This window comes from Streptomyces sp. R818 (genome assembly GCF_056172735.1).
In genome coordinates, this window is the sequence record NZ_JAOCNE010000003.1 from 1,557,633 (window position 1) to 1,583,377 (window position 25,745).

The 25,745-nt window shown below is 72.3% G+C and carries 18 protein-coding genes and 1 tRNA gene; 4 read left to right on the forward strand and 15 right to left on the reverse strand.

From position 1 onward, the window contains the following. Window positions 1-184: 184 nt before the first annotated feature. From N5I75_RS12195 to N5I75_RS12205, 3 genes are all read right to left on the reverse strand, one after another. Window positions 185-673, reverse strand: coding sequence for a single-stranded DNA-binding protein (locus N5I75_RS12195; protein WP_476676727.1), 489 nt, complete (start codon window positions 671-673; stop codon window positions 185-187). A 96-nt stretch (window positions 674-769) separates the two neighbouring features. Next, window positions 770-3,088: a GTPase gene (locus N5I75_RS12200; protein WP_476676728.1), complete on the reverse strand. Its 2,319-nt coding sequence runs from the start codon at window positions 3,086-3,088 to the stop codon at window positions 770-772. Between the two features lie 9 nt (window positions 3,089-3,097). Further along, window positions 3,098-4,744 (reverse strand): dynamin family protein, encoded by a 1,647-nt coding sequence (locus N5I75_RS12205; RefSeq protein ID WP_476676729.1) that lies wholly within the window; start codon window positions 4,742-4,744, stop codon window positions 3,098-3,100. A gap of 378 nt (window positions 4,745-5,122) precedes the next feature. Between N5I75_RS12205 and N5I75_RS12210 the strand changes: the two genes are divergently transcribed. Then, window positions 5,123-5,195 (forward strand) — tRNA-Arg (locus N5I75_RS12210). Between the two features lie 115 nt (window positions 5,196-5,310). Here N5I75_RS12210 and N5I75_RS12215 read toward each other — a convergent pair. After that, window positions 5,311-5,532, reverse strand: a complete 222-nt coding sequence (locus N5I75_RS12215; RefSeq protein WP_356494882.1) for a hypothetical protein — start codon at window positions 5,530-5,532, stop codon at window positions 5,311-5,313. A gap of 171 nt (window positions 5,533-5,703) precedes the next feature. Between N5I75_RS12215 and N5I75_RS12220 the strand changes: the two genes are divergently transcribed. Continuing rightward, window positions 5,704-6,165, forward strand: a complete 462-nt coding sequence (locus tag N5I75_RS12220; protein WP_476676730.1) for a cytidine deaminase family protein — start codon at window positions 5,704-5,706, stop codon at window positions 6,163-6,165. On the opposite strand, the gene N5I75_RS12225 is transcribed toward N5I75_RS12220, so the two are convergent. The 3 genes from N5I75_RS12225 to N5I75_RS12235 all read right to left on the reverse strand — a co-directional run bounded on the left by N5I75_RS12225 (window position 6,150) and on the right by N5I75_RS12235 (window position 10,793). Continuing rightward, window positions 6,150-7,937 carry a GMC oxidoreductase gene (locus N5I75_RS12225; protein WP_476676731.1) on the reverse strand — a complete coding sequence of 596 codons (1,788 nt, stop codon included), beginning with the start codon at window positions 7,935-7,937 and terminating at the stop codon, window positions 6,150-6,152. The two genes, N5I75_RS12220 and N5I75_RS12225, sit on opposite strands and share 16 nt — an antisense overlap. Next, a complete protein-coding gene (locus N5I75_RS12230; RefSeq protein ID WP_476676732.1) occupies window positions 7,930-9,912 on the reverse strand; it encodes an AMP-dependent synthetase/ligase in 1,983 nt (660 codons plus the stop codon). The genes N5I75_RS12225 and N5I75_RS12230 overlap by 8 nt, the downstream gene beginning before the upstream one ends. Window positions 9,913-10,112: 200 nt before the next feature. Next, a complete protein-coding gene (locus N5I75_RS12235; RefSeq protein WP_476676733.1) occupies window positions 10,113-10,793 on the reverse strand; it encodes a TetR/AcrR family transcriptional regulator in 681 nt (226 codons plus the stop codon). Window positions 10,794-10,888: 95 nt separating this feature from the next. On the opposite strand from N5I75_RS12235, the gene N5I75_RS12240 reads away from it, so the two are divergent. Then, entirely contained in the window at window positions 10,889-11,356 is a 468-nt protein-coding gene (locus N5I75_RS12240) for an SCP2 sterol-binding domain-containing protein (protein WP_476676734.1), read from the forward strand. A 20-nt stretch (window positions 11,357-11,376) separates the two neighbouring features. Beyond that, window positions 11,377-12,597, forward strand: a complete 1,221-nt coding sequence (locus N5I75_RS12245) for an acyl-CoA dehydrogenase family protein (RefSeq protein WP_476676735.1) — start codon at window positions 11,377-11,379, stop codon at window positions 12,595-12,597. 10 nt (window positions 12,598-12,607) lie between these two features. Here N5I75_RS12245 and N5I75_RS12250 read toward each other — a convergent pair whose 3' ends face one another. From N5I75_RS12250 to N5I75_RS12285, 8 genes are all read right to left on the reverse strand, one after another. Continuing rightward, window positions 12,608-14,161 (reverse strand): vWA domain-containing protein, encoded by a 1,554-nt coding sequence (locus tag N5I75_RS12250; RefSeq protein WP_476676736.1) that lies wholly within the window; start codon window positions 14,159-14,161, stop codon window positions 12,608-12,610. A gap of 196 nt (window positions 14,162-14,357) precedes the next feature. Next, window positions 14,358-15,260 (reverse strand): ABC transporter permease, encoded by a 903-nt coding sequence (locus N5I75_RS12255; protein WP_476676737.1) that lies wholly within the window; start codon window positions 15,258-15,260, stop codon window positions 14,358-14,360. Further along, window positions 15,257-18,025 (reverse strand): alpha/beta fold hydrolase, encoded by a 2,769-nt coding sequence (locus tag N5I75_RS12260; protein WP_476676738.1) that lies wholly within the window; start codon window positions 18,023-18,025, stop codon window positions 15,257-15,259. Before N5I75_RS12260 ends, N5I75_RS12255 begins: the two co-directional genes overlap by 4 nt. A 129-nt stretch (window positions 18,026-18,154) precedes the next feature. Continuing rightward, window positions 18,155-19,621: an APC family permease gene (locus tag N5I75_RS12265; protein ID WP_476676739.1), complete on the reverse strand. Its 1,467-nt coding sequence runs from the start codon at window positions 19,619-19,621 to the stop codon at window positions 18,155-18,157. 407 nt (window positions 19,622-20,028) lie between these two features. Beyond that, on the reverse strand, window positions 20,029-21,561 hold the full coding sequence (gene mmsA, locus N5I75_RS12270; protein WP_476676740.1) for a CoA-acylating methylmalonate-semialdehyde dehydrogenase: 1,533 nt from the start codon (window positions 21,559-21,561) through the stop codon (window positions 20,029-20,031). Between the two features lie 34 nt (window positions 21,562-21,595). Next, window positions 21,596-23,524, reverse strand: coding sequence for a 3D-(3,5/4)-trihydroxycyclohexane-1,2-dione acylhydrolase (decyclizing) (gene iolD, locus N5I75_RS12275; protein WP_476676741.1), 1,929 nt, complete (start codon window positions 23,522-23,524; stop codon window positions 21,596-21,598). Then, entirely contained in the window at window positions 23,521-24,387 is an 867-nt protein-coding gene (gene iolB / locus N5I75_RS12280; RefSeq protein ID WP_476676742.1) for a 5-deoxy-glucuronate isomerase, read from the reverse strand. The genes iolD and iolB overlap by 4 nt, the downstream gene beginning before the upstream one ends. A 44-nt stretch (window positions 24,388-24,431) precedes the next feature. After that, complete coding sequence (locus N5I75_RS12285; protein WP_476677029.1) at window positions 24,432-25,331, reverse strand: Cgl0159 family (beta/alpha)8-fold protein; 900 nt, start codon at window positions 25,329-25,331, stop codon at window positions 24,432-24,434. Between the last annotated feature and the right edge of the window lie 414 nt (window positions 25,332-25,745).

Sequence of the window (25,745 nt, forward strand, 5' to 3'; positions counted from 1 at the left end):
CTATGCCCGGCATCCTAAGGAAGCGGCTCATCACGATCCCCCCGGAGGCGACCTCAGGCAACCGATCCGACTCGCAATCGTTATCGCCAATACCGTTCATGAACTGGGCTTATCGACAAATCTCCGGAACGCAGTCGCTGATAAGCCGCACTTCGGTCATGCGGTCGGGGCGCGCTGCCACGGCTCATCCCACCGGTTCACCCACCAGGTCCGGTTCCGGCTGTTGTCCCGGTCCCGGCTGTTGTCCCGGTCCCGCGTCCGGCTCGATCTCGAACGAGAGCTCTGATGCGTCCTGTTGTGCTGCCGGCCGTACGGCGCCTCGCGTGCGCCGGAACGCCGACGTCCCGCGCGACAGGTCGTGCCCCACCGATGTCGCCTGGATGTCCGCCGACGTCCAGTGCTGGCCGCCCCGTTCCTCGTCCCGCACCTTCAACCGGCCCTGCACGATGACCGGTTCGCCGATCGACACCGACCCCTGCACGTTCGACCCGAGCATCCCCTTGGCCCACACCGTGAAGAAGTTGGTGTGCCCGTCGACCCACGTGTTCTGCACCGCGTCGAACCGGCGCGGGGTCACCGCGAGCCGGAACCGGGCCACCGGCCCCGTCGGCAGCTCCCGGTAGACCGGCGTCGTCGCCACGTTCCCCACAACTGTCAGCAGCGTCTCGTTCATCTCGTACGTCCTCCCCGTCCGCGTCGCGGCCCGAGCCCCTCCCGAACCGTGGTGCCAGACTGCACCCGCGCCGCGATCCGCGCCGACGCCTGTGTCCTACCGGCCAGTTGTGGAAAACCCGGCCACCCGTACGTACTGCTCGCGCACCTCCCGGTACCGCAGCAGCTCGGCCGCCACGGGGTCCAGGACCCGGGCCCGGCCACACGCCGCGGCGGCGTCCCGCAGACGTCGTTCCGCCTCGTGGCCGTACCGGCGCGCGGGGCCCCTGGCCGCCAGTCGGCAGGACCATTCGACGCACGGGCCGCCGACGATCCCGACCAGGACCAGCAGCGCGGGTGCCCACCAGTTCGACGGCAGCGCGCCGGTCGCCTGCGCCACCAGCCAGACCACGCCGAGGACTTGGAACGCCGTCATGGCCGCCTGCGTGAACACGGCGAGCGGCCACCATCCGGGCCGCGGCGGCTTTCCCGCTCCGCTGTGCGCCGCGCCGGGGGTCTGCCGGTCGTGCCGGCCGCCGTCCAGCGCCGCGTCGCTCTCCGCCGTGATCTCGTCCAGCGCCTCGGGCAGCCCGCTCGCGCCCCGCGTCGCGGCCTCCCGTACGGCCTGCCCCCAGGCGGTGGGCAGCCCGGTCGCGGCGGCCTCGCCGACCGCGCGCACGGCGTGCTCGACGCGCTGGCGCGCCGTGACCTGCTCCTCGTCACCCGGCTCGGTGGAGGCGGGGACGGACGAGGTGAGGGTGCGCTGCGCCTCGTACCAGCGCCACAGCCGGAGCCAGGGGGTGCCGCAGGCCCGGTTGGCGGAGCGGGACCAGGCGCGTTCGGCGGCCTGGCCTGCGGCGGCGGCGCCCACCGCGTCGGCGAGCCGGTCGGCGAACTCCTCGCGGGCGTCCTCGCTCAGCCCGGTCTGCCGCCCGGCGCCGTACACCGGCCGCAGGTTCTCGGCGGCGGCGTCGACGTCGGCGGCGATCCGGCGGGCGGCGGCCTGCCGTTCGGCCGTGAACCGGCCGAGGGCGTGCCGCAGCTCGCCGACGCCTTCGCCGCTCAGGGCCGACAGGGGCAGGACGGTGGCGCCGAGTTCGCCGTGCTCGCCGAGTGCGACGCCGTCCTCGTCGAGCAGGCGCCGCAGGTCGTCGAGGACCTGGTCGGCGGCGTCCCCGGGCAGCCGGTCGATCTGGTTGAGGACGACGAACATGACCTCGGCGTGCCCCGCCATGGGCCGCAGGTACCGCTCGTGCAGCATGGCGTCGGCGTACTTCTCCGGGTCGACGACCCAGATCACGGCGTCCACCAGGGCGAGCACTCGGTCGACCTGCTCGCGGTGCGCGGACGCCGCGGAGTCGTGATCGGGCAGGTCGACGAGGACGAGCCCGTCCAGGGGCGCCTCGTCGTGCGGCCGTTGCAGGGGGCGCCGCCGGGAGCGGCCCGGGATGCCGAGCCGGTCGAGGAGCCCGGCCGCACCGTCCGTCCAGCTGCACGCGATCGGCGCCGACGTGGTGGGGCGGCGCAGTCCCGTCTCTGAGAGCGGCACTCCGGCGAGGGCGTTGAACAACGTCGACTTGCCGCTTCCGGTCGCCCCCGCGACGGCGACGACGGTGTGCCGCGCGGAGAGCCGCCGCCGGGCGGCCGCCTCGTCGAGTACGTGTCCGGCCTCGGCCAGCGTCTTCCCGTCGAGTCGCGTGCGCGACAGCCCGACGAGTTCGCGCAGCGCGTCGAGCCGCTGCGCGAGGTCCTGGTGCAGTTGCCGGTCGGTCAGCGCGTCCGGGCGCGGGGTGAGGCGTGGCGCGGGGGGCGCGGCGGCGGGGGCGGGAAGCGGGGCTTGCGTCGTCGTGGGTGGCATGGCGCGGTGGCTTTCGTACGTTCCTGGTGACGTCTCCGGCGCTTGAGCGGGCAGCCCGGCGGCGGCGCGGCGTGCGATGAGGCCGTCGTCCCAGGGGGTGGCGCGGTCGCATTCGCCGGGTTCGGGGCGGTGTGCGTCGCCGGCGCGCGTGGGGCGGCGTTCCGGGTGGGGCGAGTGCTGCGCACCGTCTGCCTGCTCCACGCGAGGGAGGTCGCGGCTCGTGGCGCCGGCAGGGCTGCCCGCGTCGCCCGGGCGGCGGCCCGGTTCGCCGGGGTATCCGCCCTCGTCGCCAGGGCGGCGGCCGGATTCGCCGAGGTACCCGCCCTCATCGCCAGGGCGGCGGCCAGATGCACCGAGGTACCCGCCCTCATCGCCAGGGCGGCGGCCCGCGTCGCTGGTGGGGCGGGCGCCCGTCCCGTCCGGGCGATGGCCGGTGTCGTCGGGGCGGTGGTGGCCCGTGCCCTTCGTGTCATCCGTGTCCGTGGCGTAATCCGTGCCCTTGGCGTAATCCGTGTCCGTGGCGTAATCCGTGTCCGTGGCGCGATCCGTGTTCCTGGTGTGATCCGTGACGGCGGTCATGGCCCTTCCTCACCTCTCCTTCTGCAGCAGCGACAAGGCCGCGATCAGCGCGGCCTGTGGTTCGGGTCCGATGCCGAGGGCGTCCACGGGCGCGAGGCGGCGGTCGCGTTCCGCGTCGAGGACGGCGTCCAGGTACTCGTCGAGCAGCCGTCCGCCGCGGTCGCGCAGGCGCAGGGCGCTCTGCGCCCCGATCCGCTCGGCGAGGGTCTCCCCCGCGGCCCTGGCCCGCCGCCCGCCCAGCAGGGCGGCGGCGACGAGGGCGGCGACGATCTCGGGGTCGGGCGGTGACGCGCCCTGCGCCTCGCCGGCGGCGCGCACCTCGTCCTCGGCGTACTCCTCCAGGACACGCCGCCATCGCCGCACGGCCAGCCCGATCCGGTGCTCGGCGCTGTCCGGTTCCGGGGCGCGGGCGGCCAGTTCGGGGGCGCTGCCGGCCGGTTCCCGTCGCCATGCCTCGTCGATGCGCTCGTCGGCGGCGGTGACCGCGCACAGCAGGAGCGCGCCGAGGCTCTCGACAAGGGCGTCGAGGAGTTCACCCGCCGAACAGTCCAGCGGATAGCTCTGCCACCGCTTGAGGGCGTCCCCGGTCAGCACGGCGCCGCCCTCCAGCCTGGCCCCCACGCGCGCGTGCTCGCTGTCGTACGCGTCCTCGACGGCGGCGGTGAGCCGGACCGCGGCGGAGTACTGGGCGGCGACCGCCCCGGCCAGCTCCGGCATCCGGGCCCGCAGCGAGTCGAGCACGCCGCGCGCGGTACGGGCCATGACGCGCGTACGGGCGTCACGGTCCTGGGCGCGGTGGGCGAGCCAGGCCCGCAGCGGCGCGACGGCGGTGGACGGCAGCAGGCCGCCGTTGCCCGTCGACTCGGGCAGCTCGGGCACGGTGAACCGGGGCACGTCGCCGAGTCCGGCCTTGGAGAGCAGGGCCCCGTACTGGCGCGACACCTCGGCGAGGACCTGGTGCGGCACGCGGTCGAGCACGGTGACCAGGGAGGCGTCGTGCTCCTTGGCGGTGCGCAGCAGGTGCCAGGGCACGGCGTCGGCGTACCGGGACGCGGTGGTGACCATGACCCAGACGTCCGCGGCGCTGATCAGCCGGGCGGCCAGCGCCCGGTTGTCGGCGACGAGCGAGTCGACGTCCGGCGCGTCGAGGAGTGCGAGCCCGCGCGGCAGCGTGTCCGCGGTCTCGATGCGCAGCGCCCGTTCCTCGTCCTCCAGGAGGGGCGTGAGCGGGTCGTCCTCGTCGCCCTCGCCCTCGTCGGTCCCGGCGTCCGCCTGGCGGGGCACCCACACGCGCGTGAGGTCGGGCAGCACGCGCATCCCGGCGAACCAGTGATGGTCGTCGGGGTGGCAGACGAGGACGGGCGTGCGTGTCGTCGGCCGCAGCACCCCCGCCTCGCTCACCACACGCCCGACGAGCGAGTTCACCAGGGTGGACTTGCCCGCGCCCGTGGAGCCGCCGACGACGGCGAGCAGCGGCGCTTCGGGGGCGCGCAGGCGGGGCACCAGATAGTCGTCGAGCTGTGCGAGCAACTCGTCGCGGTTGGCACGCGCGCGTGGAGCCCCCGCGAGCGGGAGCGGAAAGCGCGCGGCGGCGACACGGTCGCGCAGCGCGGTAAGTGCGTCGAGCAGCTGAGGCCGTACGTCCAAGGTCACCACATGCGAAGAATGCCCAATTTTGACGGCTTTCTGAAGCATATGACCACCCCTGCGTGCCGATACGGCACCGCAAGACACCCGTCAGCAGGCATGGGAGCCCGAACAAGGTGCCCGTTTCAGCACAGGAAGCACACAGCGGGACGGAAGGGGAGGCAGGGGGCGCAGGCATAACGAGTGCACAACACCCGGGGCGTGAGACGCCAAAAGCGCTGCAGGATTCGCACCTGCCTGCGATTATCGGGATCGCTTCACTGAACCTCCACATCGTGGCGCGGAGGCGAAGCAACAAGGACCGGGAGTCGGGAGCCCTATCCTTGTCCCCGGCAAGGTCACGGATCATCCACCCCCTCATCCGTCCAAGCCACCGGCCACACACCGGCCCCCGTAGCTCAGTGGATAGAGCAGGCGCCTTCTAAGCGCTTGGCCGCAGGTTCGAGTCCTGCCGGGGGCGCCTCCACACGGCTCCGCTTCGGCGGGGCCTTTTCGCTGTCCCGCGCGCGGGGCGGCCCGGACATGACGAAGCCCCGGGTGTCCCCCGGGGCTGTCCGCCGTTCAGGGCGTGAGCGTCAGAGTTTGTCCATGTGGGTGTAGGGGCTGCTGATGCGGGCCTGGCGGGAGCCGAAATCGACGAGCATCGCGACGCCGTTCTCGACGCCGATGATCCTTCCCAGGCCGTACCGGTCGTGCGTGACGCGGTCCCCGAGGTCGAAGTGCTTGGGGGGAGCGGCGGACGGAGCGTTGAAGGGGCTTGTCGGCAGGTGGCGCCGCGGCGCGGAGGGCTTCGTCATCGTGCTGCCAGTATGCGCCCCCGCAGCCGCGAAATGTCAGGGCCTAAGAAACCAGTAAGGCAACGAAACCGGGCCCCGCCGGGAGCGAACTCCTCGACACGGGGCCGATCTCCGTGGGGAGGATGAGGCACCGGCGTGCGTGGGCCGCCGGTCCGGAACCAGGGGGAGAGCATGACTGCGCAAGCACCGCACGGCACCTACGAGCCGGGTGAGCCCGGTGAGCCCGGTGGCCCTGACGCCGTGGACCAGGAGCTCATCGACGCCGCCGCCCATGTCGCCCGCACCCGCAGCCACGGCGACAACCACACCGTCGCCGCCGCCGCCCGCGCGCGCGACGGCCGGATCGTCACCGGCATGAACGCGTACCACTTCACCGGCGGGCCCTGCGCCGAGCCGGTCGTGATCGGTGCGGCGGCCGCCCAGGGCGTGTACGAGCTGGACACCATCGTGGCCGTCGGGGACCGCGAGCGGGGCGTCGTCCCGCCGTGCGGGCGGTGCCGCCAGGTGCTGCTCGACTACTTCCCCCGGATCCGGGTCATCGTGACCGGGGAGGACGGGCGGGTGCGGGCCGTCCCGGTCGGTGAGCTGCTGCCCTTCACGTATGTGTGGGCCGATCATCAGCTGGAGGAGTGACCGCCCGTCGTACGTCGTAGTGCGCCGTAGGCGCCCTTCGGGACGGCCGGGGCGCTCGGGGCCACCGGTTCCAGACGGCGGTAGGCCGTGCCCTGAGGCGGGCGCGGGTCCTCGTCCCCCAGGTTCGGCCAGTACGACATCGCGCGTTCTGCCTGGGCCGTGATGGTCAGCGACGGGTTGACGCCGAGGTTCGCGGAGACGGCCGAGCCATCGACCACCGAGATGCCCGGATGCCCGTACAGGCGGTGGTAGGGGTCGATGACGCCGCGCTCGGGGGTGTCGCCGATGGGGCAGCCGCCGAGGAAGTGGGCGGTGAGGGGCTTGCCGAGGAGTTCGCCGAGGTTCGTGCCCGCGAAGCCGTTCAGGGATTCCGCGATCAGCCCCGCGACCTGCCAGCCCTCCGGGATGTGGACCGGGTTGGGGCTGCCGTGGCCCTGTCCGGCGGTGAGGTGGCCGCGCCGGGTCAGGCGCGTCGTCAGGGAGTTGTCGTGGGTCTGCATGACGAGGCCGATGATCGTCCGCTCCGACCAGTGCCTCAGCAGGGCCGTACGGGCGACGAGCACCGGGTGGGAGGCGAAGGCGAGCGCCGCGGCGAGCGGTTTCGGCAGGTTCTGCTTGTACTGCGGTACGCAGATCAGGGCCATGAGGTTGGAGCCCTTGCCGTAACGGACGTTCTCGATGTGGGTCGTGGGGTTCGGGTGGATGGACGAGGTGATCGCGATGCCCCGGGTGAAGTCGATGTCCTTGCGGCCCAGGCGGCGCGGCCAGGTCAGGGCGCCGACCAGCGCCTCCGAGTTGGTACGGGTGAGCACGCCGAGCCGGTCCGAGAGGCGGGGCAGCGTGCCGGCGGCCTTCATGCGGTGCAGGAGGGTCTGGGTGCCGTAGGTGCCCGCCGCCAGGACGACACGGCGGGCGCGCAGCACGGTGCGGGGGCCGCGCCGGGGGCGGTTCGTGGGGACGGTCGTCACCTCGTACCCGGCGTCGTCCGCGGCGGCGCCGGGCCGTTCGCGTACGGACGTCACCGTGGTCATGGCGCGGACCTCGGCGCCCGCGCGTTCGGCCAGGTACAGGTAGTTCTCCGTCAGGGCGTTCTTGGCGCCGACCCGGCAGCCGGTCATGCACGAGCCGCACTCCGTGCAGGCGGCACGGGCCGGCCCCGCGCCGCCGAAGTACGGGTCGGGAACTTCCTGGCCGGGCTCGGCCGTTGTACTGCCGTCGGCGTCCCGCCCGTCGCCGAAGAACACGCCCACGGGCGTCAGCCGGAAGGTGTCCGCCGCGCCCATCCGTCCGGCCGCCGCCCGCAGCAGCTCGTCGGCCTCCGTGGTGGTCGGGTTGGTGCGTACGCCGAGCATGCGCCGCGCCTGGTCGTAGTGCGGGGCGAGTTCGGCCTGCCAGTCCGTGATGTCCGCCCACTGGCGGTCCCGGAAGAAGGCGGGCGGCGGGACGTAGAGGGTGTTCGCGTAGTTCAGCGAGCCGCCGCCGACCCCGGCGCCCGCAAGGACCATCACGTTCTTCATCAGGTGGATGCGCTGGATGCCGTACATGCCGAGGCGGGGCGCCCACAGGTACTCGCGCAGTCTCAGGGACGTACGGGGAAGGGTGGCGCGGGTGTGGCGGCGGCCCGCCTCGATGACCGCGACGCGGTAGCCCTTCTCGGTCAGCCGGAGGGCGGATACGGAGCCGCCGAACCCGGAGCCGATGACTATGACATCGTAGTCGTACCCCCGATCGTCCCCGTCATCAAGGGCTGCGGCCGAGGTGGTCTCACGCACCGTACAGCTCCTCGATCTCCCGTTCGTACGTCGCCATGACCGCCTGGCGTTTGATCTTCAGGGACGGGGTCAGCAGCCCGTTGTCCTCGGTGAACTCGCCCTCGACCAGCGAGAACTTGCGGATGGACTCGGCGCGCGACACGGCCTCGTTGGCGAAGTCGACGGCCTTCTGCACGGCCGCGATCATGCGCGGGTCGCGGATGACCTCCGCCATCGGGGTGTCGGCGGGCAGTTTGCGCACGCTCAGCCAGTGGGCGACGGACTCCGGTTCGAGGGTGATGAGCGCGGCGACGTAGGAACGGTTGTCGCCGACGACGATGCACTGGCCGACCGGTGACCGGCTGCGCAGGCGGTCCTCGAGGACGGCGGGCGAGACGTTCTTGCCGCCGCTGGTGACGAGGATGTCCTTCTTGCGGCCGGTGATCGTGAGGTAGCCGTCGTCGTCGAGGGCGCCGAGGTCGCCGGTGCGGAACCAGCCGTCCGGGTCGAGCGCTTCGGCGGTCGCGTCGGTGTTCTGCCAGTACGAGCCGAACACGATGGGGCCCTTGACCAGGACTTCTCCGTCGTCCGCGATGCGGATGGCGGTGCCGGGGACCGGGAGGCCGACGGTGCCGGGGCGCGGTCGCAGCGGCGGGGTGATGGTGGCCGCGGCGGTCGTCTCGGTCAGGCCGTAGCCCTCGTAGACGACGATTCCGGCGGTGTAGAAGAAGAGGTTGAGGCCGCGGTCGAGCGGGGAGCCGCCGCTGATCGCGTAGCGCAGGCGGCCGCCGAGCTCCTTGCGGACGCGGCGGTAGACCAGGAGGTCGTAGAGGCCGGTGGCGAGGGTGAGGCCGAGCCCGGGACCGCGCCCCCTCCCAGGTTCCTCCAGGAACTTCGCCAAGCTGCGCTCGCCGAACTTCACCGCGATCCGGTCGGCCCGGTCGAAGGAGGCGCCGCGTCCGATCTTCTCGGCCGTGGCCCGCCCCGTGTCGTGGATCTTCTCGAAGAGGTACGGGACGCCGACCACGAACGTCGGCCGGAACGAGCGCAGTTCGGGGCGCAGTTCGTCCGGCTTGATGCTCGGGCAGTGGCCCAGTTCGATACGGGCGAGCAGGCACGCGATCTGGATGGTCCGGCCCAGGATGTGGGCGAGCGGCAGGAAGAGGAGAGTGGAGGCGGTCTGGCCGGTGATCGCCTTGAAGATGGGGTGCAGCAGTTCGACGGTGTTGGCGGCCTCCGCGTAGAGGTTGCCGTGCGTGAGGACACAGCCCTTGGGGCGGCCGGTGGTGCCGGAGGTGTAGCAGATGGTGGCGATGGTGTCGGGGGTGAGGGCGGCGCGGCGTTTGGCCACCTCGTCGTCCGGTATCTCCCGTCCCAGCCGGGCCAGTTCGGTCATGGCCCCGCTCGCGGCCTCGGCGGCCGGTGTGGGCGCGGGGGCGGGGGCGAGCTGCCAGACGCGGGGCCGGTCGGCGTCGGGGAGTGCGGCGAGTCCGGCCTCGGCGGTGACCGCGTTCTCGGGGGTCTCGACGATCAGCAGCCGGGCGCCCGAGTCCCGCACGATCCATTCGATCTGCTCGGGCGAGGAGGTCGCGTAGATCGGGACGGTCTGGCCGCCGGCCGCCCAGATCGCGAAGTCGAGGACCTCCCACTCGTAGCGCGTCCGGGACATCAGGGCGACGCGGCCGCCCGGTTCGAGTCCTGCGGCCATCAGCCCCTTCGCGGCGACGGTGACCTCCCGCGCGAAGGCCGTGGCGGTGACCGGCCGCCACTCCCCCGATCCCGCCGCTCTGCGTCGTACGACCACGGCATCCGGCGCCTCGGCCGCGTTCACGAACGGGATGTCGGCCGGTGTCGTGCCGTCCGGCGGGGGCGCGGCGAGGGGTGCGGTGCGGGCCTCGCGGACGACGCCCCGTTCGTCCCTGGTGAGTTCGGGCTTCGCGCGGTCGGCCAGGTCGCTGCGTTTTCTGGCCCGTTTCAGATCCTTGCGTACGCCCATGACGGCTCCCGGTCGCGCGGCGGCTGGCGGTCGGTGCAGGTGCTGTGCAGGTGCTGTGCAGGTGCTGGGTTCTGCTCGCTCGTACTTACTCAGGAGTCAACTTACCCACGCGTAACCAAAAATCAATGGGTCGCGCCGAGATCCGCTCATCGCACGGAACCGCCGAAATCCGCTCACCGCCCGGAGCCGCCGGGCGCCGCTCACGCCTCCGGCAGCCACGCCCCGCCGTCGAGGACGTCCCGCATCCCCACCCACACCATGTTCATCAGCCGCAACGCCATACCCTCGGGCCCCTGCCCGGGGTGGCGCTCCATCCAGTCGGTGAGCGAGTCTGCGGCGCCCACCAGCGCGTGCGCGACGAAATCGGCGTCCTGCGCGTCCAGTTGAGCGCCCCGGCCGCTGTCCGAGATGCCGTCCCTGACGAGGCCCGCGACCTCCGCCATGACCGCGCGCCGCGCCTCCGTGACCGCCCCGGCGATCGCCTCGGTCAGCTCGGACGCCTGCCGGTGCAGGACGACCCAGCTGTCCCGGTGTTCGGCCACAAAGGCGAAGAACGCCGAAAGGCCCGCGTACAGGCGCAGTTCGGGAGCGGCGCCCGCGCCTCGCGCCGCCTCCTGGAACGCGACGACGAGCCGGTCGGCCTCGCGGCGCAGGCAGGCCAGGAAGAGGCCCTCCTTGGATTCCAGGTAGAGGTAGACCATCGGCTTGGAGATCCCGGCGAGTTCGGCGATCTCGTCGACGGACGCCGCGTGGTAGCCCCGCTTGGCGAAGACCCGTACCGCCACGTCGATGATCTGCTGCTCGCGCACGGGGCGCGGCACGCGCTTGCGACGCGCCCCCGCCGCCTTCGGCGTTCCCGTCTCCCCTGGCGTCCCCGTCACTCTTGTCAGCCTACCTACGTAGCCGTAACCTTACCAATAAGTAATCTTACCCAGTAGTAAGTTCAACCGTCACGGCAGGGGAGAGTGAGAGTTCCATGAGCGGTGCCGACGACATCGCGGCCCTCGACTTCGCGAGCGTCACGCCCGAGGAGTTCGCGCGGCTCGTGAAAGGCCTGTCCAGCAAGGAGATCAACGAGATCGCGCAGGACGGCGCCTTGCGCGCCCGTGTCCTGAAGGAGGTCTTCGGGCGCATGGAACGGCAGTTCAAGCCCGATGTCGCCGGATCGCTGGAGGCGCTCATCCGCTGGAAGGTCACCGGCCTGGGCGACGTCCCCGACGCGGTCTACGAGACGCGGATCAGCGGCGGTACGTGCACCGTGACCGAGGGCCGCTCGGACGCCGAGCCGCGCACCACCCTCGTCATGGCCGACGCCGACTTCCTCAAGCTCGTGTCCGGCAACTCCTCACCCGTCACGATGTTCATGCTCCGCAAGGTGAAGATCGCGGGCGATGTCGCGCTCGCGGCGGGCCTGACCCGCTACTTCGACATACCGAAGGCATAAGGGCCCAGGGAGGCGACGACATGGCTTTCTCTCTGGAACTGGACCAGGACCAGCGCGATCTGCGCGACTGGGTGCACGGGTTCGCCGTCGACGTGGTGCGGCCCGCCGCCGCCGAGTGGGACGAGCGCGAGGAGACGCCCTGGCCGGTGATCCGGGAGGCCGCGAAGATCGGCCTCTACGGGTTCGAGTCCCTGGCCGAACTCTTCGGCGACCCGAGCGGCATCTCGCTGCAGATCGCCAACGAGGAGCTCTTCTGGGGTGACGCGGGCATCGGCATGGCGCTCTTCGGCACCTCCCTCGCCGTCGCCGGGATCTTCTCGTCCGGCACCCCCGACCAGCTGGCCGAATGGGTGCCGCAGTGCTTCGGCGACGCGGACGACCCGAAGGTCGCGGCGTTCTGCGTGTCGGAGCCGCAGGCCGGTTCGGACGTCGCGGCGATGCGGACGCGGGCCCGCTACGACGAGGCCAAGGACGAGTGGGTGATCAGCGGCCAGAAGGCCTGGATCACCAACGGCGGCATCGCGAACGTGCACGTCGTCGTCGCCTCCGTCGACCCCGGGCTCGGCTCGCGCGGACAGGCCGCGTTCATCGTGCCGCCCGGCACGCCCGGCCTCGAAGGCGCGAAGAAGATCCGGAAGCTGGGGCTGCGCGCCTCGCACACCGCGGACGTCTTCCTCGACGACGTACGGGTGCCAGGGCACTGTCTGCTCGGCGGGAAGGAGAAGCTCGACGCGCGGCTCGCGCGGGCCCGCGAGGGCTCCCGGGGCGCGGCCGGTCGCAGCCAGGCCGCGATGTCGACCTTCGAGGTCAGCCGGCCGACCGTGGGCGCACAGGCGCTCGGCATCGCGCGCGCCGCGTACGAGTACGCCCTCGAATACGCCGGTGACCGCGAGGCGTTCGGCCGCCCGATCATCGAGAACCAGGCCATCGCGTTCGCCCTCGCGGACCTCCGTACGGAGATCGAGGCGTGCCGGCTGCTGATCTGGCAGGCGTCGTGGATGGCCCGCAACGACAAGGTCTTCGACGCCGGGCAGGGCTCGATGTCCAAGCTCCGTGCCGGTGAACTCGCCGTGTCCGCCAGTGAGAAGGCGATCCAGGTCCTCGGCGGCGCCGGGTACAGCCGGGAGCACCCCGTCGAGCGCATGTACCGGGACGCAAAGATCTACACCATCTTCGAGGGCACGAGCGAGATCCAGCGGCTCGTCATCGCACGGGCGATCTCGGGGCGCCAGATCCGCTGACCGCCGTCCGTCAGCTCCCGTTCCGCAGTCCGGCCGCTTCGCGCACCGCCTTCGCCAGCGCCCGTACGTCGCTGTCCTCCGTGGCCGTCGTCAGCGCCTCGGCCCGCTCCACGAGTTGGTCCAGGCGCGGTTCGGCCGGCCAGGGGTGGTCCTGGGCGCTGCCCAGACGGTGGGCGAGGTATGCCGCGACCGCTGCCACCCGTAGCCGGGGCGGTGTCCCGCCGGACCAGAGGGAGTCGGCCAGGGCCGAGGCGCCGAGCGTGCCGGAGGTCTCGCGGGGTGCCCGGCTCTCCGGGTCGAGCCAGCGGACCGTCACCCTGGCGACCTGGCCGTCGGCGCCTTCGCGGAGCTTGACCGCGTAGAGCGCCGTCACCGTGTGGCCGGGGCCGACCTCGCCGCCGTCGACGCGGTCGTCGCGGAAGTCGTCGTCGGCGACGCGGCGGTCGTCGTAGCCGAGGAGCCGGAAGTCGGAGACCGTGTCCTCGTCGAAGGTGACCTGCGCCTTCGCGTCCCGCGCCCGCAGCTCCACGTTGGACGGCAGTTGTTGCGCGAAGACCTTGCGGGCTTCGGCGGGCGAGGAGACGTAGGTGGTGTGGCCATCACCCTTGTCCGCGAGACGTTCCATGAGCGCGTCGCCGTAGTCGCTGCCGACGCCGACGCCGAAGAGGGTGATGCCGTGGTCGCGGCGGGCGTCCGCGATGCGTTCGAGGAGGGCGTCGGCGGAGGTCTCGCCGTCGTTGGCGAGGGCGTCGGAGAGGAGGACGACGCGGTTGGTGCCCCCGGGCCGCGCGCCGTCGACCGCCGTCGCGTAACCGGTGCGGATGCCCGCGCCGAGGTTGGTGGAGTCGGTGGGCTCCAGGGTGTCGACGGCTTCGTGCACGCGGGCCCGCACCTCGCCGCCTTTCGCCCCCAGCCGGGTCATCGGCAGCACCGTCCGCGCCTCGTCGCTGAAGGTGACCAGGGCGATCGAGTCGTCGGGGCGGAGTGTGTCGGTGAGCGTGGCCAGGGACTCCCTGACCAGGTCGAGGCGGCCCGGCTCACCCATGGAGCCGGAGATGTCGACGACGAACGTCAGCACGGCGGGCGCCCGTTCACCGCTCGACGGGGCCTGCGCCGTCGCGAGGCCCACCCGCATCAGGTGCCAGCCGTCGTCCCCGGTGCGGGCACCGTCCACCGTCACCGAGAAGCCGTTGCCCTTCGGGCGCGGGTAGCCCTGCCGGAAGCTGTTGACGAACTCCTCGGGCCGTACCGACGCCGGGTCCGGCAGGCGGCCCCCGGCGAGGGTGCGGCGCGCGTAACCGTACGACGCCGTGTCGACGTCGAGGGCGAAGGTGGAGCGGTAGTCCGCCGCGCTGTCCCGGTCGCTGCCGTCGCGGTCGGTGCCGTCCGGGGCCACGGAGGCGGCGGGGCCGTTCTCGGATCCGTCCCCGCCCGTGTATCCCTGGCCGCTGTGCGGTGCCCTCTTCTGCGAGGCGTCCGACGACGTATCGGCTGCACCGCATCCGGTGAGCAACAACCCCCCGGCGACGACCGCGGCCATCAGCATCCCCCCATTGCGGCGCATACCGCCCCGAGCACCCCGCATGATCGCCCCTCCCGTACGTCCGGTCGCATCCACGTCCTGTGACTGTGACGCGGGAGGCGGGCGAAGTGTTCGTCCCGGGCGGTTGCGCCTTGGCCTCAAAGGGGTTACGGGAGGTGGCAGTTGTGACCGGCGGGTGATCCTCCGGAGACCCGCGCGCCACTGGCGGGGCGGGCCGCTACGACACCACGTCCTTCCGCGCGAACCCCCGGAACGCCAGCGCGAACAAGACCACCGCGTACGCCACCGACACCGACGCCCCCTGCACCATGCCGCTCCACTCGGGCTGCGCCTGGAACAGGTCGGCCCAGGCGAACTGCCAGTGCGCGGGCAGGAAGTCCCGCCAGTGGTCGAGGGCGGTGACCGCGTCCAGGACGTTCCCGACGATGGTCAGGAAGACCGCGCCGCCGACCGCCCCCAGCGGGTTGTCCGTCTTCGTCGACAGCCAGAACGCCAGACCGGCGGTGACCAGCTGCGACACGAAGATGTACGCGATCACGACGAGCAGCCGCTGCGCCGCCGTACCGGACGGCAGGGCTCCGCCGGTCGGTATGTCCAGGGGACCCCAGCCGTACGCGACCGCGCCCACGCCGAGCGCGACGACCGGCAGCAGCAGCATCGCGCCGAGGCTGAGCCCGAGCGCGACGACGAGCTTGGACCAGAGCAGGCGGGCGCGCGGCACGGGGGCGGCGAGCAGATAGCGCAGGCTCGACCAGTTCGCCTCGGAGGCCACCGTGTCGCCGCAGAACAGGGCGACGGGGATGACCAGCAGGAAACCGGCGGAGACGAACAGGCACGTCGCCGCGAAGTTCGCGGCGGACGCGGTCGCGGTGTCCATCAGCGTGACCCGGCCGTCGCGGCCCTCCGGCTGCCCGCCGATCGCGAACGCGGCGACCAGCACGAACGGCAGCAGCGCGAGCACGGCCCCCATGACGAGGGTGCGCCGCCGCTTCACCTGCCGGGCCAGCTCCACCCGCAGGGGGAGGGTGCGGCCGGGCCGGTAGCCGTCGGCGTGCCCGGCGGCGGCTGCTGTTTCCGGTGCGGGCGGGGCGGGGCTGGCAGCCCCGGTGCTGCTGCTCATGCGGAGCCTCCGATCAGCGTCAGGAACGCGTCCTCGAGTCGCCGGTGCGGGCCGAGCGCCTTCACGGGCACGTCGAGCCGGACCAGGTCGGCGAGGAGGCGGGCGGCGGGGTCGGTGCCGGGGCTGCCCTCGGGGTCGGTCCCCGGGTCGTCCAGGGCACCGGCTGTCCCGGGACGAGGCGTGAGCCGGACCAGCAGTCCCTCCTCCGCCCGGACCACCGACTCGACCCCCTCCAGCGCCGCCACCTTCTCCAGGAGCGGGTCGGAGATGTCCGCGGCCAGGCCCACGAGCACCGTGTCGCCGGAGCCGACGATGTCCTCGACCCGGCCCGCCTCGACGAGCCGGCCGCGGTCCATGACGACGAGGTGCGTGCAGGACTGCTCGACCTCGGCGAGGAGGTGGCTGGAGACGATGACGGTGCGGCCGCCGCGCGCGTACCGGATCATGACCTCGCGCATCTCGCGGATCTGCGGCGGGTCGAGGCCGTTCGTCGGCTCGTCGAGGATCAGCAGGTCCGGGAGGCCGAGCATGGCCTGCGCGAGGGCGAGGCGCTGCCTCATGCCCTGCGAGTAGGTGCGGACCGCGCGGGCGAGTGCGTCGCCGAGGCCGGCGATCTCGAGGGCCTCGTCCACGTGGGCGTCGCCGGGTGGACGCCCTGTGGCCCGCCAGTACAGCTCCAGGTTCTCCCGGCCCGAGAGGTGCGGCAGGAAGCCCGCGCCCTCGACGAAGGCGCCGACCCGGGAGAGGACGGGGGCGCCGGGGCGGATCGCGTGGCCGAAGACCCGGATCTCGCCCTCGTCGGGGCGGATGAGGCCCATGAGCATGCGCAGGGTGGTCGTCTTGCCCGCCCCGTTCGGCCCGAGCAGGCCGAGGACCTGGCCCTTCTCGACGCCGAAGGACAGGTCGCGGACGGCGTACCGGTCCGTCGACTTGGCGTACCGCTTGCTCAAGCCGGTGATCCGGAGCGGGACTTCGGCCAGGTCCGGGTCGGGCGCGGGCGCCGTCGTGCGCCTGCGCGCGGTGAGCAGCAGGGCCGCCGCGACGACGAGCGCGGCCAGCGGCAGCCACCACACCCAGGCGGGCAGCGGCGTGGACGCGGTCTCGACGGCGGGCGCGGTCGGCAGGCTCAGCGGTGCCTTGACCGAGACCTGGTACGTGGCCGCCTGCGCCGGGGACGCGTAGCCGAGGTCCGTCGCGGAGAGGACGAGGCGCAGGGTGTGCCCCTTCTGCACCTGATGGTCGATGGCCGGAAGGGTGATCGTGACGTCCTTGCCGGTACCGCCCGCGTCCGTCACCCGTACCGGCGTGACGAGTTGGGAGGGCAGCACCTGGCGGGCGCCGCCGGGCCCGGCGTCGTAGACCTTCGCGAAGAGGACGGCGGTGCCGGTGGAGGACTTCACGTGGGCCGTGACGGTGGGCGAGCCCGTGACGCGTACGGATTTCTTCAACGGTGCCGAGTCGAAGCGGGCGAACTGGCCCGGGAAGTCGAGCGAGAGGCCGACGCCGAGCGACGACGACAGCTGTGACGCGCTGCCGAGGCCCGGCACGGAGGAGATCGACGGCGGGGCGCCGCCCGGCGGGTTCTGGAACGTCTCCGTGGCGGACTTCAGCGGCACGGAGACCCGCTTCTCGCCGCGCAGCCCGGGGTAGGTGTCGCCGCTCGCGCCGCGCAGGGTGGCCGCGCCGTCCGTGGAGTCGACGCCGCCGGTGCGGGTCACGCGGAACGCGGGGCCCGTGTCGGCGTCCTCGTCCTTCAGGTAGCGGTCGAACCACGACGTCACGCGGGCCTCGGTGCGGTCCGACTCCATGTCGCCGCCGTCGTGGCCGCCCGCGATCCAGTCGACGTCGACGGGGGCGCCATTGGCCTTGATCTGCTGGGCCATCGCGTCGGAGTGGCTCAGCGGGAACAGGGAGTCGGTCTGCCCCTGCGAGATGAGGGTGGGCACCTTGATGCGCTCGCCGACGGCGGACGGGCTGCGCTCCTCAAGCAGCTTGCGCGCGGCGGCGTCCGGCTTCCCGGCGACGGCGACCCGCTGGTACATGGCGCACAGCTCGTCCTCGAAGCGGCCGCAGTGCAGGCCGGCCTCGCTGGTGCGTGCGCCGATGTCCGCGGAGCCCGTGGTGAAGAAGATGCCGGTCCACAGCTTCTTGAAGACGCCGTCGGGGAACAGCGCGTCCGCCAGGTTCCAGTACGTGATGTGCGGGGCTATGGCGTCGACGCGCTTGTCGTACGCGGCCGCGAGCAGGGAGACGGCGCCGCCGTACGACGCGCCGGAGACGCCCACGCGCGGGTCGCCCGCCTTGTCGAGCCGGACCTCGGGCCGGGTCGCCAGCCAGTCGATGAGGCGTGACACGTCCGCGACCTCGCCGCGCCGGTCGTTGAGGCCGATCTTGCCGGTCGAGCCGCCGAAGCCGCGCGCGGTCCACGTCAGTACGGCGTATCCGTGCCGGGCGAGCTTCTCCGCCTCACCCCGCACGTCCTCCTTGCTGCCGCCGAAGCCGTGCGCGAGGAGCACCGCGGGGCGCTTCCCGCTCTCGTCACCGGCCGTGAAGTACGAGGTCTTGATGCGGACGCCGCCGCCCATCGGCATCGTCCGGTCCTGCCGATGAACGGCCGGTCCGTCCCCGCCACCGGTGGCCGCGGCGACGGACCAGGTCCCCGCCCCGACCAGCACGATCAGGGCCGCCACGACGGCTCCCCACCGCCACGGCCTCCCGCGTACCCGCTCGCGCCATCCGCGCCCTGGGCGCCCTCGCAGCTCCATGGCACCAACCGTAAGCGCCACCACTGACAGTCACCGCACCCCCCGGTCGGAACCTGCCGCCCTCCCCGGGGAGTACGTGCCGCGCACGGCATACAGCAGGCGCGGTACGCGGAGAGTGCACGCCCAACTTCAGTGCGCGGGGCCGCTCGTGACCTCGTCCTCCGGGATCGAGATCACCCAGCGTTCCTGTGGGCGAGGGCGCAGGTACAGGGCCCAGTACGCCGTCGCCGCCGCCGTGATGCCGCCCGTCCAGAGCAGGTACGAGACCTCCTGCCGGCTGAGTACGTAGGCGAGGACCACGATCAGGAGGGCCGGGACCGCCGGCCACAGGGGCATGCGCCAGGCGGCGCGGGTGCGGTGGGCGCCTCGGCGGGCGAGGAGGGCGGCGATCGCGACCAGGATGTACATGCCGGTGACGGAGACGCCGGTCACGCCGTACAGGGTGTCCAGGTTGACGAAGCACAGGGCCGCGCCGGGGACGCCCACGACCAGCGTCGCGACCCACGGGGAGCCGAAGCGGCCGAGGCGGGCGAGGGCGCGGTTGACCGGGCGGGGCCACGCCTTGTCGCGGGCCGAGGCGAACAGGACGCGGGAGTTCTGGATGACCATGACGATGCCCGCGTTGATGATGGCGAGCGCGACGCAGAGGGAGACGAAGGTGCCGACCGCCGAGTTGGACCACGCCTCGACCATCGTGCCGATGTCACCCGAGGTGAGCGCCGCGAGGTCGGGGGCGCCCATCGTGATCGCCACGACCGGGACGAGGATGATGACCGTCGAGATGGCGAGCGTCGCGAGGACCGTGCGGGAGACGGACGTACGGGGGTTCTCCAGCTCCTCGGAGAGGTAGACGGCCGTCGAGAAGCCCTGAGTGACGAAGAGGGCGATGGCCAGGCCGGAGACGATCAGCATCGCCGTCACGGTGTCCGGGTGGGCGGCGCCGCCGCTGCCCGCCACCTGCATCGAGACCAGCGAGCCCGCGCCGCGTTCCGCGTGGGCGAAGCCGAGGACCGCCACCACCGCCGCCGCGATGACCTCCAGGACCAGGAAGACGCCGGTGATCCAGGCGTTCGCGCGCAGGTCCAGGAGACCCGCCAAAGTGGCGAGCAGCATGACCGCCGCGCCCGCGATCGACGGGTCCAGGTGGACCAGCGGGGCCAGGTAGTCCGCCGTGCCCATCGCGATCACCGGGGGCACGATCATCACGACCAGGAGGGACAGGACGAAGACCAGCCAGCCCGCCAGGCGGCCCGCGAGCGTGGAGACCATGGCGTACTCGCCGCCCGCGCTGGGGATGAGCGTGCCCAGCTCCGAGTAGCAGAACGCCACGCCTATGCAGAGCAGCGAGCCGATCGCGATGGTGAGCGCCGTCGCCGTGCCCAGGCTGCCGAACAGGTCGGGGACCACCACGAAGAGGGTGGAGGCGGGCGTCACGCACGACAGCGTGAGCAGGGTGCCGCCGACGACGCCGATGGAACGCTTGAGCGCTTGGGGAGAGCCGAGGCCCTGGGACGCCGTCGCCGGGTCCGGAGACGTCTCCACCGCTTCGGGGACGGGGGTGGCGGTGGCGGTCGGCGGGCGAAGCGTGTCGGTCATCCAGTGGTTCCGATCGGCTCGTGCGGCAGATGGTTCTCGGGCAGGAGCGCTATCGCCTCCGTGGGCTGGTCGAGGGGGGTGTGCGGTCGCTCCTGGCGCGTCATCGAACCCCGTACGTATCCGGAACGTCAACGGCCGTTTTCCTGCGGATTCCGTAGCTGACAGACCGTCCAACTATCGGCGCATCCATAGCCGTTCGACGCAGTGGCCGAGTTCAGTACAGCGAGTGCTCCTTATCGCCTTCGATTGGAAGGGGGTGGCCGGTGGACACCTTCGGCGTCCCATTCGTCCTCTACGTGCGGGAACCGCAGCCCCGCCGTCGAACTTCCTCCAAAAAATAATGTGCCCCGGCCCGCCGGGAGGGGTGGCGGACCGGGGCGCTCGCCCGGGTCGAGGGGCGCGCGGGGTCAGTGGTTGCGCGGGAAGCCCAGGTCCACGCCGGCGGGGGCGTCCGCCGGGTCCGGCCAGCGGGTCGTGACGACCTTGCCGCGCGTGTAGAAGTGCGTGCCGTCGTTGCCGTAGATGTGGTGGTCGCCGAAGAGGCTGTCCTTCCAGCCGCCGAAGGAGTGGTAGCCGACCGGGACGGGGATGGGAACGTTCACGCCGACCATGCCCGCCTCCACCTCCAGCTGGAAGCGGCGCGCGGCACCGCCGTCCCGGGTGAAGATCGCCGTGCCGTTGCCGTACGGCGAGCTGTTGATGAGGGCGACCCCCTCGTCGTACGTGTCCACGCGCAGGACGCACAGGACCGGGCCGAAGATCTCGTCCTGGTACGCCTTCGCCGACGTCGGGACGTTGTCGAGCAGGGAGAGGCCGATCCAGTGGCCGTTCTCGTGGCCCTCGACCGTGTAGCCCGTGCCGTCGAGGACGACCTCGCAGCCCTCGTCCGCCGCGCCCGCCACGTACGACGCCACCTTGTCGCGGTGGGCGGCCGTGATGAGCGGGCCCATCTCGGACGCCGGGTCGTCGCCCGGACCGATCTTGATCTTCTCGGCGCGGTCCTTGATCTTCGCGACCAGCTCGTCGGCGACGGAGCCGACCGCTACCACCGCAGAAATCGCCATGCAGCGCTCGCCCGCCGAGCCGTACGCCGCCGAGACCGCCGCGTCCGCCGCCGCGTCCAGGTCGGCGTCGGGCAGCACCAGCATGTGGTTCTTCGCGCCGCCGAGCGCCTGCACGCGCTTGCCGTTCGCCGACGCCGTGGTGTGGATGTGGCGGGCGATCGGCGTCGAGCCGACGAAGGAGACCGCCGCCACGTCCGGGTGTTCGAGCAGGCGGTCCACGGCCACCTTGTCGCCGTGGACGACGTTGAAGACGCCGTCGGGGAGTCCCGCCTCGGCGAGCAGCTCCGCGATCTTGACCGACGCGGACGGGTCCTTCTCCGACGGCTTCAGCACGAACGTGTTGCCGCACGCGATGGCGATCGGGAACATCCACATCGGCACCATCGCCGGGAAGTTGAACGGCGTGATGCCCGCGACGACGCCGACCGGCTGGCGGATCGACGCCACGTCCACCCGGCTCGCCACCTGCGTCGACAGCTCGCCCTTCAGCTGCACGTTGATCCCGCAGGCCAGGTCCACGATCTCCAGGCCGCGCGCGACCTCGCCGAGCGCGTCCGAGTGCACCTTGCCGTGCTCGGCCGTGATCAGCTCAGCGATCGCGTCCCGGTTGGCGTCGAGCAGCGCGCGGAACCGGAACAGGATCTCCGTCCGCTTGGCCAGCGACGACGTGCCCCAGCTCGCGTACGCCGCCTTCGCGGCGGCGACCGCCGCGTCCACCTCCTCGACGCTCGCGAAGTCGACGCGCGTCGTGACGGCACCGGTCGCCGGGTCCGTCACCGGGCCGTGGTTGCCCGAGACGCCCTCGACGGTCTTGCCGCCGATCCAGTGATGGACGGACTTCAGGTCGGAGGTGAGGTGGGGCTTGGCGTCGGACATGGGCAACTCCTGTTGCGTCTTGAAACGTCTCGGCTCAGAGGTGGCGGCGCCGGGCGGTGGCGCGCCTCTCGTACTCCTCGCGGGCCTTGACCGCCGACGGTGTCGCCGTGGCGTCCGCCGTCTCGGCCACGGGCACATCCCACCACGCCTGCGCCGGGGGCGGGCCCGACACTGTGTCTGCCGTTTCTGTCTCCACATAGACACATGTGGGGCGGGTCGCGGCGCGGGCCGTCGCGAGCGCCGCGCGCAGTTCTCCGACCGTTCCCGTCCGGAGTACGTCCATGCCGAGGCTCGCCGCGTTCGCCGCGAGGTCCACGGGGAGCGGTGCTCCCGTGTACGGGCGGCCGTCCGCGCCCGGGAGGCGGTACTGGGTGGCGAAGCCCTCCGCCCCGACGGACGCCGAGAGGCCGCCGATCGACGCGTATCCGTGGTTCTGCAGCAGCACCATCTTGATCGGCACGTTCTCCTGCACCGCCGTCACGATCTCCGTCGGCAGCATCAGGTACGTGCCGTCGCCGACCAGCGCCCACACGGGGCGCCCGGGGGCGGCCAGGGACACGCCGATCGCGGCCGGGATCTCGTAGCCCATGCAGGAGTAGCCGTACTCGACGTGGTACTGGTCGCGCGAGCGCGTCCGCCACAGTTTGTGCAGGTCGCCGGGGAGGGAGCCGGCCGCGTTGATGAGGATGTCGTCGTCCGACACGAGGTCGTCGAGGAGGCCCAGGACCTGGGTCTGGGTGGGGCGGGCGTCGTCGTCCTTCTCGTCCTTGCGCGCGGCGTAGGTGGTCGTGACGCGGTCCTCCCAGTGGTGTTTTGCCGTCGTGTACGCCTCTACGTGGGTGGGGTTCGCGGAGTAGTCCCGCAGCGCCCGCGTGAGCGCGGTCAGCGACTCGCGGGCGTCCGCCACCACCGGGTGCGCGGCGCCCGGTTTGTGCGCGTCGAACGGGGCGACGTTCAGGTTCACGAAGCGGACCGCCGGGTTGGTGAAGAGGGTGGCCGACGCCGTGGTGAAGTCCGTGTAGCGCGTACCCACGCCGATCACCAGGTCCGCTGTCCGGGCCAGTTCGTTCGCCGTCGCCGTGCCCGTGTGGCCGATGCCGCCCACATCCGCCGGGTGGTCGTGGCGCAGCGAGCCCTTGCCCGCCTGCGTCGACGCCACCGGGATGCGGGTCGCGTCCGCGAACGCCCTCAGCGCGTCCTCCGCCTCGCTGTGGTGGACGCCGCCGCCCGCGATGAGCAGCGGGCGTTCCGCTGCGCGCACCGTCTGTGCCGCGAGTTCGATCTCCGCCTGCTCCGGGGGTGGGCGGCGGATCGTCCACGTACGGTCCGCGAAGAACTCCTCCGGCCAGTCGTACGCCTCCGCCTGCACGTCCTGCGGCAGCGACAGCGTCACCGCGCCCGTGTCCACGGGGTCCGTGAGGACGCGCATCGCCTGCAGCGCCGCCGGGATCAGCTGCTCGGGGCGCGTGATCCGGTCGAAGTACCGCGACACCGGGCGCAGGCAGTCGTTCACCGACACGTCGCCCGCGTACGGGACTTCCAGTTGCTGGAGCACCGGGTCCGCCGGGCGGGTCGCGAAGACGTCGCCGGGGAGGAGGAGTACGGGGATGTGGTTGATCGTGGCCAGCGCCGCGCCCGTCGTCAGGTTGGTCGCCCCCGGGCCGATCGACGTCGTCACCGCGTGCGTCGACAGGCGGTTGCGCTGGCGGGCGTGGCCGACCGCCGCGTGCACCATCGCCTGCTCGTTGCGGCCCTGGTGGAACGGCATGTCCTCGGCGTACTGGAGCAGCGCCTGGCCCACGCCCGCCACGTTGCCGTGGCCGAAGATGCCCCATGTCGCGGAGATCAGGCGGTGGCGGGTGCCGTCGCGTTCCGCGTACTGGTGGGTGAGGAAGCGGATGAGGGCTTGGGCTGTGGTGAGGCGGGTGGTGGTTTTGGCTGTCTCGCTCGAGCTTTGCGTCATCGGTAGCCCTCCGTCGCGTGGTCCGGGTGGAAGGTGATGCTCCACTCCCTCGTCCCGTCCGGGCCCGCCATCACGTTCAGGTAGTACATCGCGTGGCCCGGCTGGGCGATCGACGGGCCGTGCCAGCCGTCCGGTACGAGGACCGCGTCGCCGGTGCGGACCTCGGCCAAGAGGTCCGTGCCGCCGGGGCGGGACGGGGACACGCGCTGGTATCCGTAGCCCTCGGCGCCCGTGGCCTCGTCCGCGGCGATCTCGTAGTAGTAGATCTCCTCCAGGCGGGTCTCCGTGCCAGGCTTGTGCTCATCGTGCTTGTGCGGGGGGTACGAGGACCAGTTGCCGCCCGGGGTGATCACCTCCACCGCGATCAGCTGGTCGCACTCGAACGTGTCCGCCGCCGCGAAGTTGCGGACCGTCCTGGCGCTGATGCCCGCGCCCCTTTCCTCGATCGGTACCTCCGGCGCGGGGCCGCGGCGGACGGGGAGTCGTCGTCCGCACTTCGCTCCTGCCAGGGCGAAGCGGCCTCCCGCGCCGGAGGCGATCTCTGCGCGGGTGTCGCGCGGGACGTACGCGAAGTCGCTCGCGCCGCTGAACACGTCTGTCCTGCCCGCGAGTTCGATGGCCCGGCCGTCCGCCGTCACCGAGCAACCGCCGGTCAGCGGCAGCACGATCCATTCGCTGTCGCCGGTATCGAGGGTGTGGGTGGTGGCGGGGGGCAGTTCGAGGATGCGGAGTGCTGCGCGGGACCAGGTGGCGTGGTTTGTCTTGTCCGGGTCCACGGCCAGGGTGTACGGGCCGTCTGCGGCGGTGCCGTGGGGGAGGTGGGTGTGGGGGAGGTGGGTGTGGGGGAAGATGGCGTTTGTCATCCGGGTGTTTTCCCTCCTTGCTGCTGCTGTGCGTGCCTCGGTCATCACAGCAGGCTTACCGCCGTGTCCACCGCCTGTGCCACGTCGCCGTCCGGCGGGTACAGCAGTGAGCGTCCCGCCACCAGGCCCTGCACCGTCGGCAGGCGCAGCGCGCCGCGCCACTTCTCGTACGTGGCCTCCTGGTCGCCGTCCTTGATGTCGCCGCCGAGGAGTACGGCGGGCAGCGTCGAGGTCTCCATGACCCGGGCCATCGCCTCCGGGTCGGCGGGGTCGTCGGTGACCGGGAGTTTCAGCCAGGTGTAGGCCGAGGTGCCGCCCAGGCCGGAGGCGATCGCGATGGATCTGGTCACCGCCTCCGGGCCGGTGTCGTTGTGGAGGAGGCCGGTGGTCGGGTCCCGGCGGGTGAGGAACGGTTCCACGAAGACGGGGAGGTGGCGGGTCGCCATGGCGTTCACGGTGCGGGCGGCGGTGTGCAGCGTGCGGACGGATGCGTCGGTCGGGTCGTCGTAGTCGATCCGGAGCAGGAGCTTGCCCGCGTCGAACCTCATGCGGTGCAGGTCCTCCGGGGTGTAGCCGGTGAATCTGTCGTCCAGTTCGAACGTGGCGCCTGCCAGGCCGCCTCGGTTCATCGACCCGATGACGATCTTGTTGTGCAGGGCGCCCAGGAGGAGCAGGTCGTCCAGTACGTCGGCGGAGGCGAGGACGCCGTCCACGCCGGGGCGGGACAGTGCGAGGCACAGCCGTTCGAGGAGGTCGGCGCGGCGTGCCATGGCCAGGGGGCGGTCACCGGCGGCGAGCGCTCCGCGGGCCGGGTGATCGGCGGCGACGATCATGAGGCGGGCGGCTGGGCCGGGGAGCAGCTTCCGCTGGGTACGAGTTGCGGCGGCTTCCGCGACGGCGTGCGGGCGCTCCGCGCGGATGCGGGCGAGTGTGCGGGGGTTTATGGGTGACGGGACGCTGGGCTGCGGTGTCGGGTACGTCGTGGGGGCGGGGCCGCGCCGGGGTGCCTCCTCGGCCGGATCGGTCCCGTCGCCACCCGACGCCATAGGCGGGTCGTCCGGCGCTGAGTTCCCGCGGAGTCCTGCGGGGGCACCCCGACGCGTCCCCTCCCGAGCGCTCCCACCCGCGCCACCATCCCCCTCACCGTCCAAACCAGGAACCACACCGGCGCTCCAGTTGCCACCCCGCCCCGCCCCCGCCTTGGGCAATCCGCCGCCCCCTCCCCCAACTCCCACCTCACCCAGCCCCGCCATGGGCCCGACTCCCACCTCGCCCCGCCCCGCCTCGGGCCCGGCTCCCACCTCACCCAGCCCCGCCTTGGGCAATCTGCCGCCTGGGGCGGCAGGGTGGGCAAGGCG

Bases quoted from the DNA above. Each gene is read 5' to 3' on its own strand.
- N5I75_RS12195 (WP_476676727.1), bottom strand. From the start codon at position 673: ATGAACGAGACGCTGCTGACAGTTGTGGGGAACGTGGCGACGACGCCG.
- N5I75_RS12200 (WP_476676728.1), bottom strand. From the start codon at position 3,088: ATGACCGCCGTCACGGATCACACCAGGAACACGGATCGCGCCACGGAC.
- N5I75_RS12215 (WP_356494882.1), bottom strand. From the start codon at position 5,532: ATGACGAAGCCCTCCGCGCCGCGGCGCCACCTGCCGACAAGCCCCTTC.
- N5I75_RS12220 (WP_476676730.1), top strand. From the start codon at position 5,704: ATGACTGCGCAAGCACCGCACGGCACCTACGAGCCGGGTGAGCCCGGT.
- N5I75_RS12230 (WP_476676732.1), bottom strand. From the start codon at position 9,912: ATGGGCGTACGCAAGGATCTGAAACGGGCCAGAAAACGCAGCGACCTG.
- N5I75_RS12240 (WP_476676734.1), top strand. From the start codon at position 10,889: ATGAGCGGTGCCGACGACATCGCGGCCCTCGACTTCGCGAGCGTCACG.
- N5I75_RS12245 (WP_476676735.1), top strand. From the start codon at position 11,377: ATGGCTTTCTCTCTGGAACTGGACCAGGACCAGCGCGATCTGCGCGAC.
- N5I75_RS12250 (WP_476676736.1), bottom strand. From the start codon at position 14,161: ATGCGCCGCAATGGGGGGATGCTGATGGCCGCGGTCGTCGCCGGGGGG.
- N5I75_RS12255 (WP_476676737.1), bottom strand. From the start codon at position 15,260: ATGAGCAGCAGCACCGGGGCTGCCAGCCCCGCCCCGCCCGCACCGGAA.
- N5I75_RS12260 (WP_476676738.1), bottom strand. From the start codon at position 18,025: ATGGAGCTGCGAGGGCGCCCAGGGCGCGGATGGCGCGAGCGGGTACGC.
- N5I75_RS12265 (WP_476676739.1), bottom strand. From the start codon at position 19,621: ATGACCGACACGCTTCGCCCGCCGACCGCCACCGCCACCCCCGTCCCC.
- mmsA (WP_476676740.1), bottom strand. From the start codon at position 21,561: ATGTCCGACGCCAAGCCCCACCTCACCTCCGACCTGAAGTCCGTCCAT.
- iolD (WP_476676741.1), bottom strand. From the start codon at position 23,524: ATGACGCAAAGCTCGAGCGAGACAGCCAAAACCACCACCCGCCTCACC.
- iolB (WP_476676742.1), bottom strand. From the start codon at position 24,387: ATGACAAACGCCATCTTCCCCCACACCCACCTCCCCCACACCCACCTC.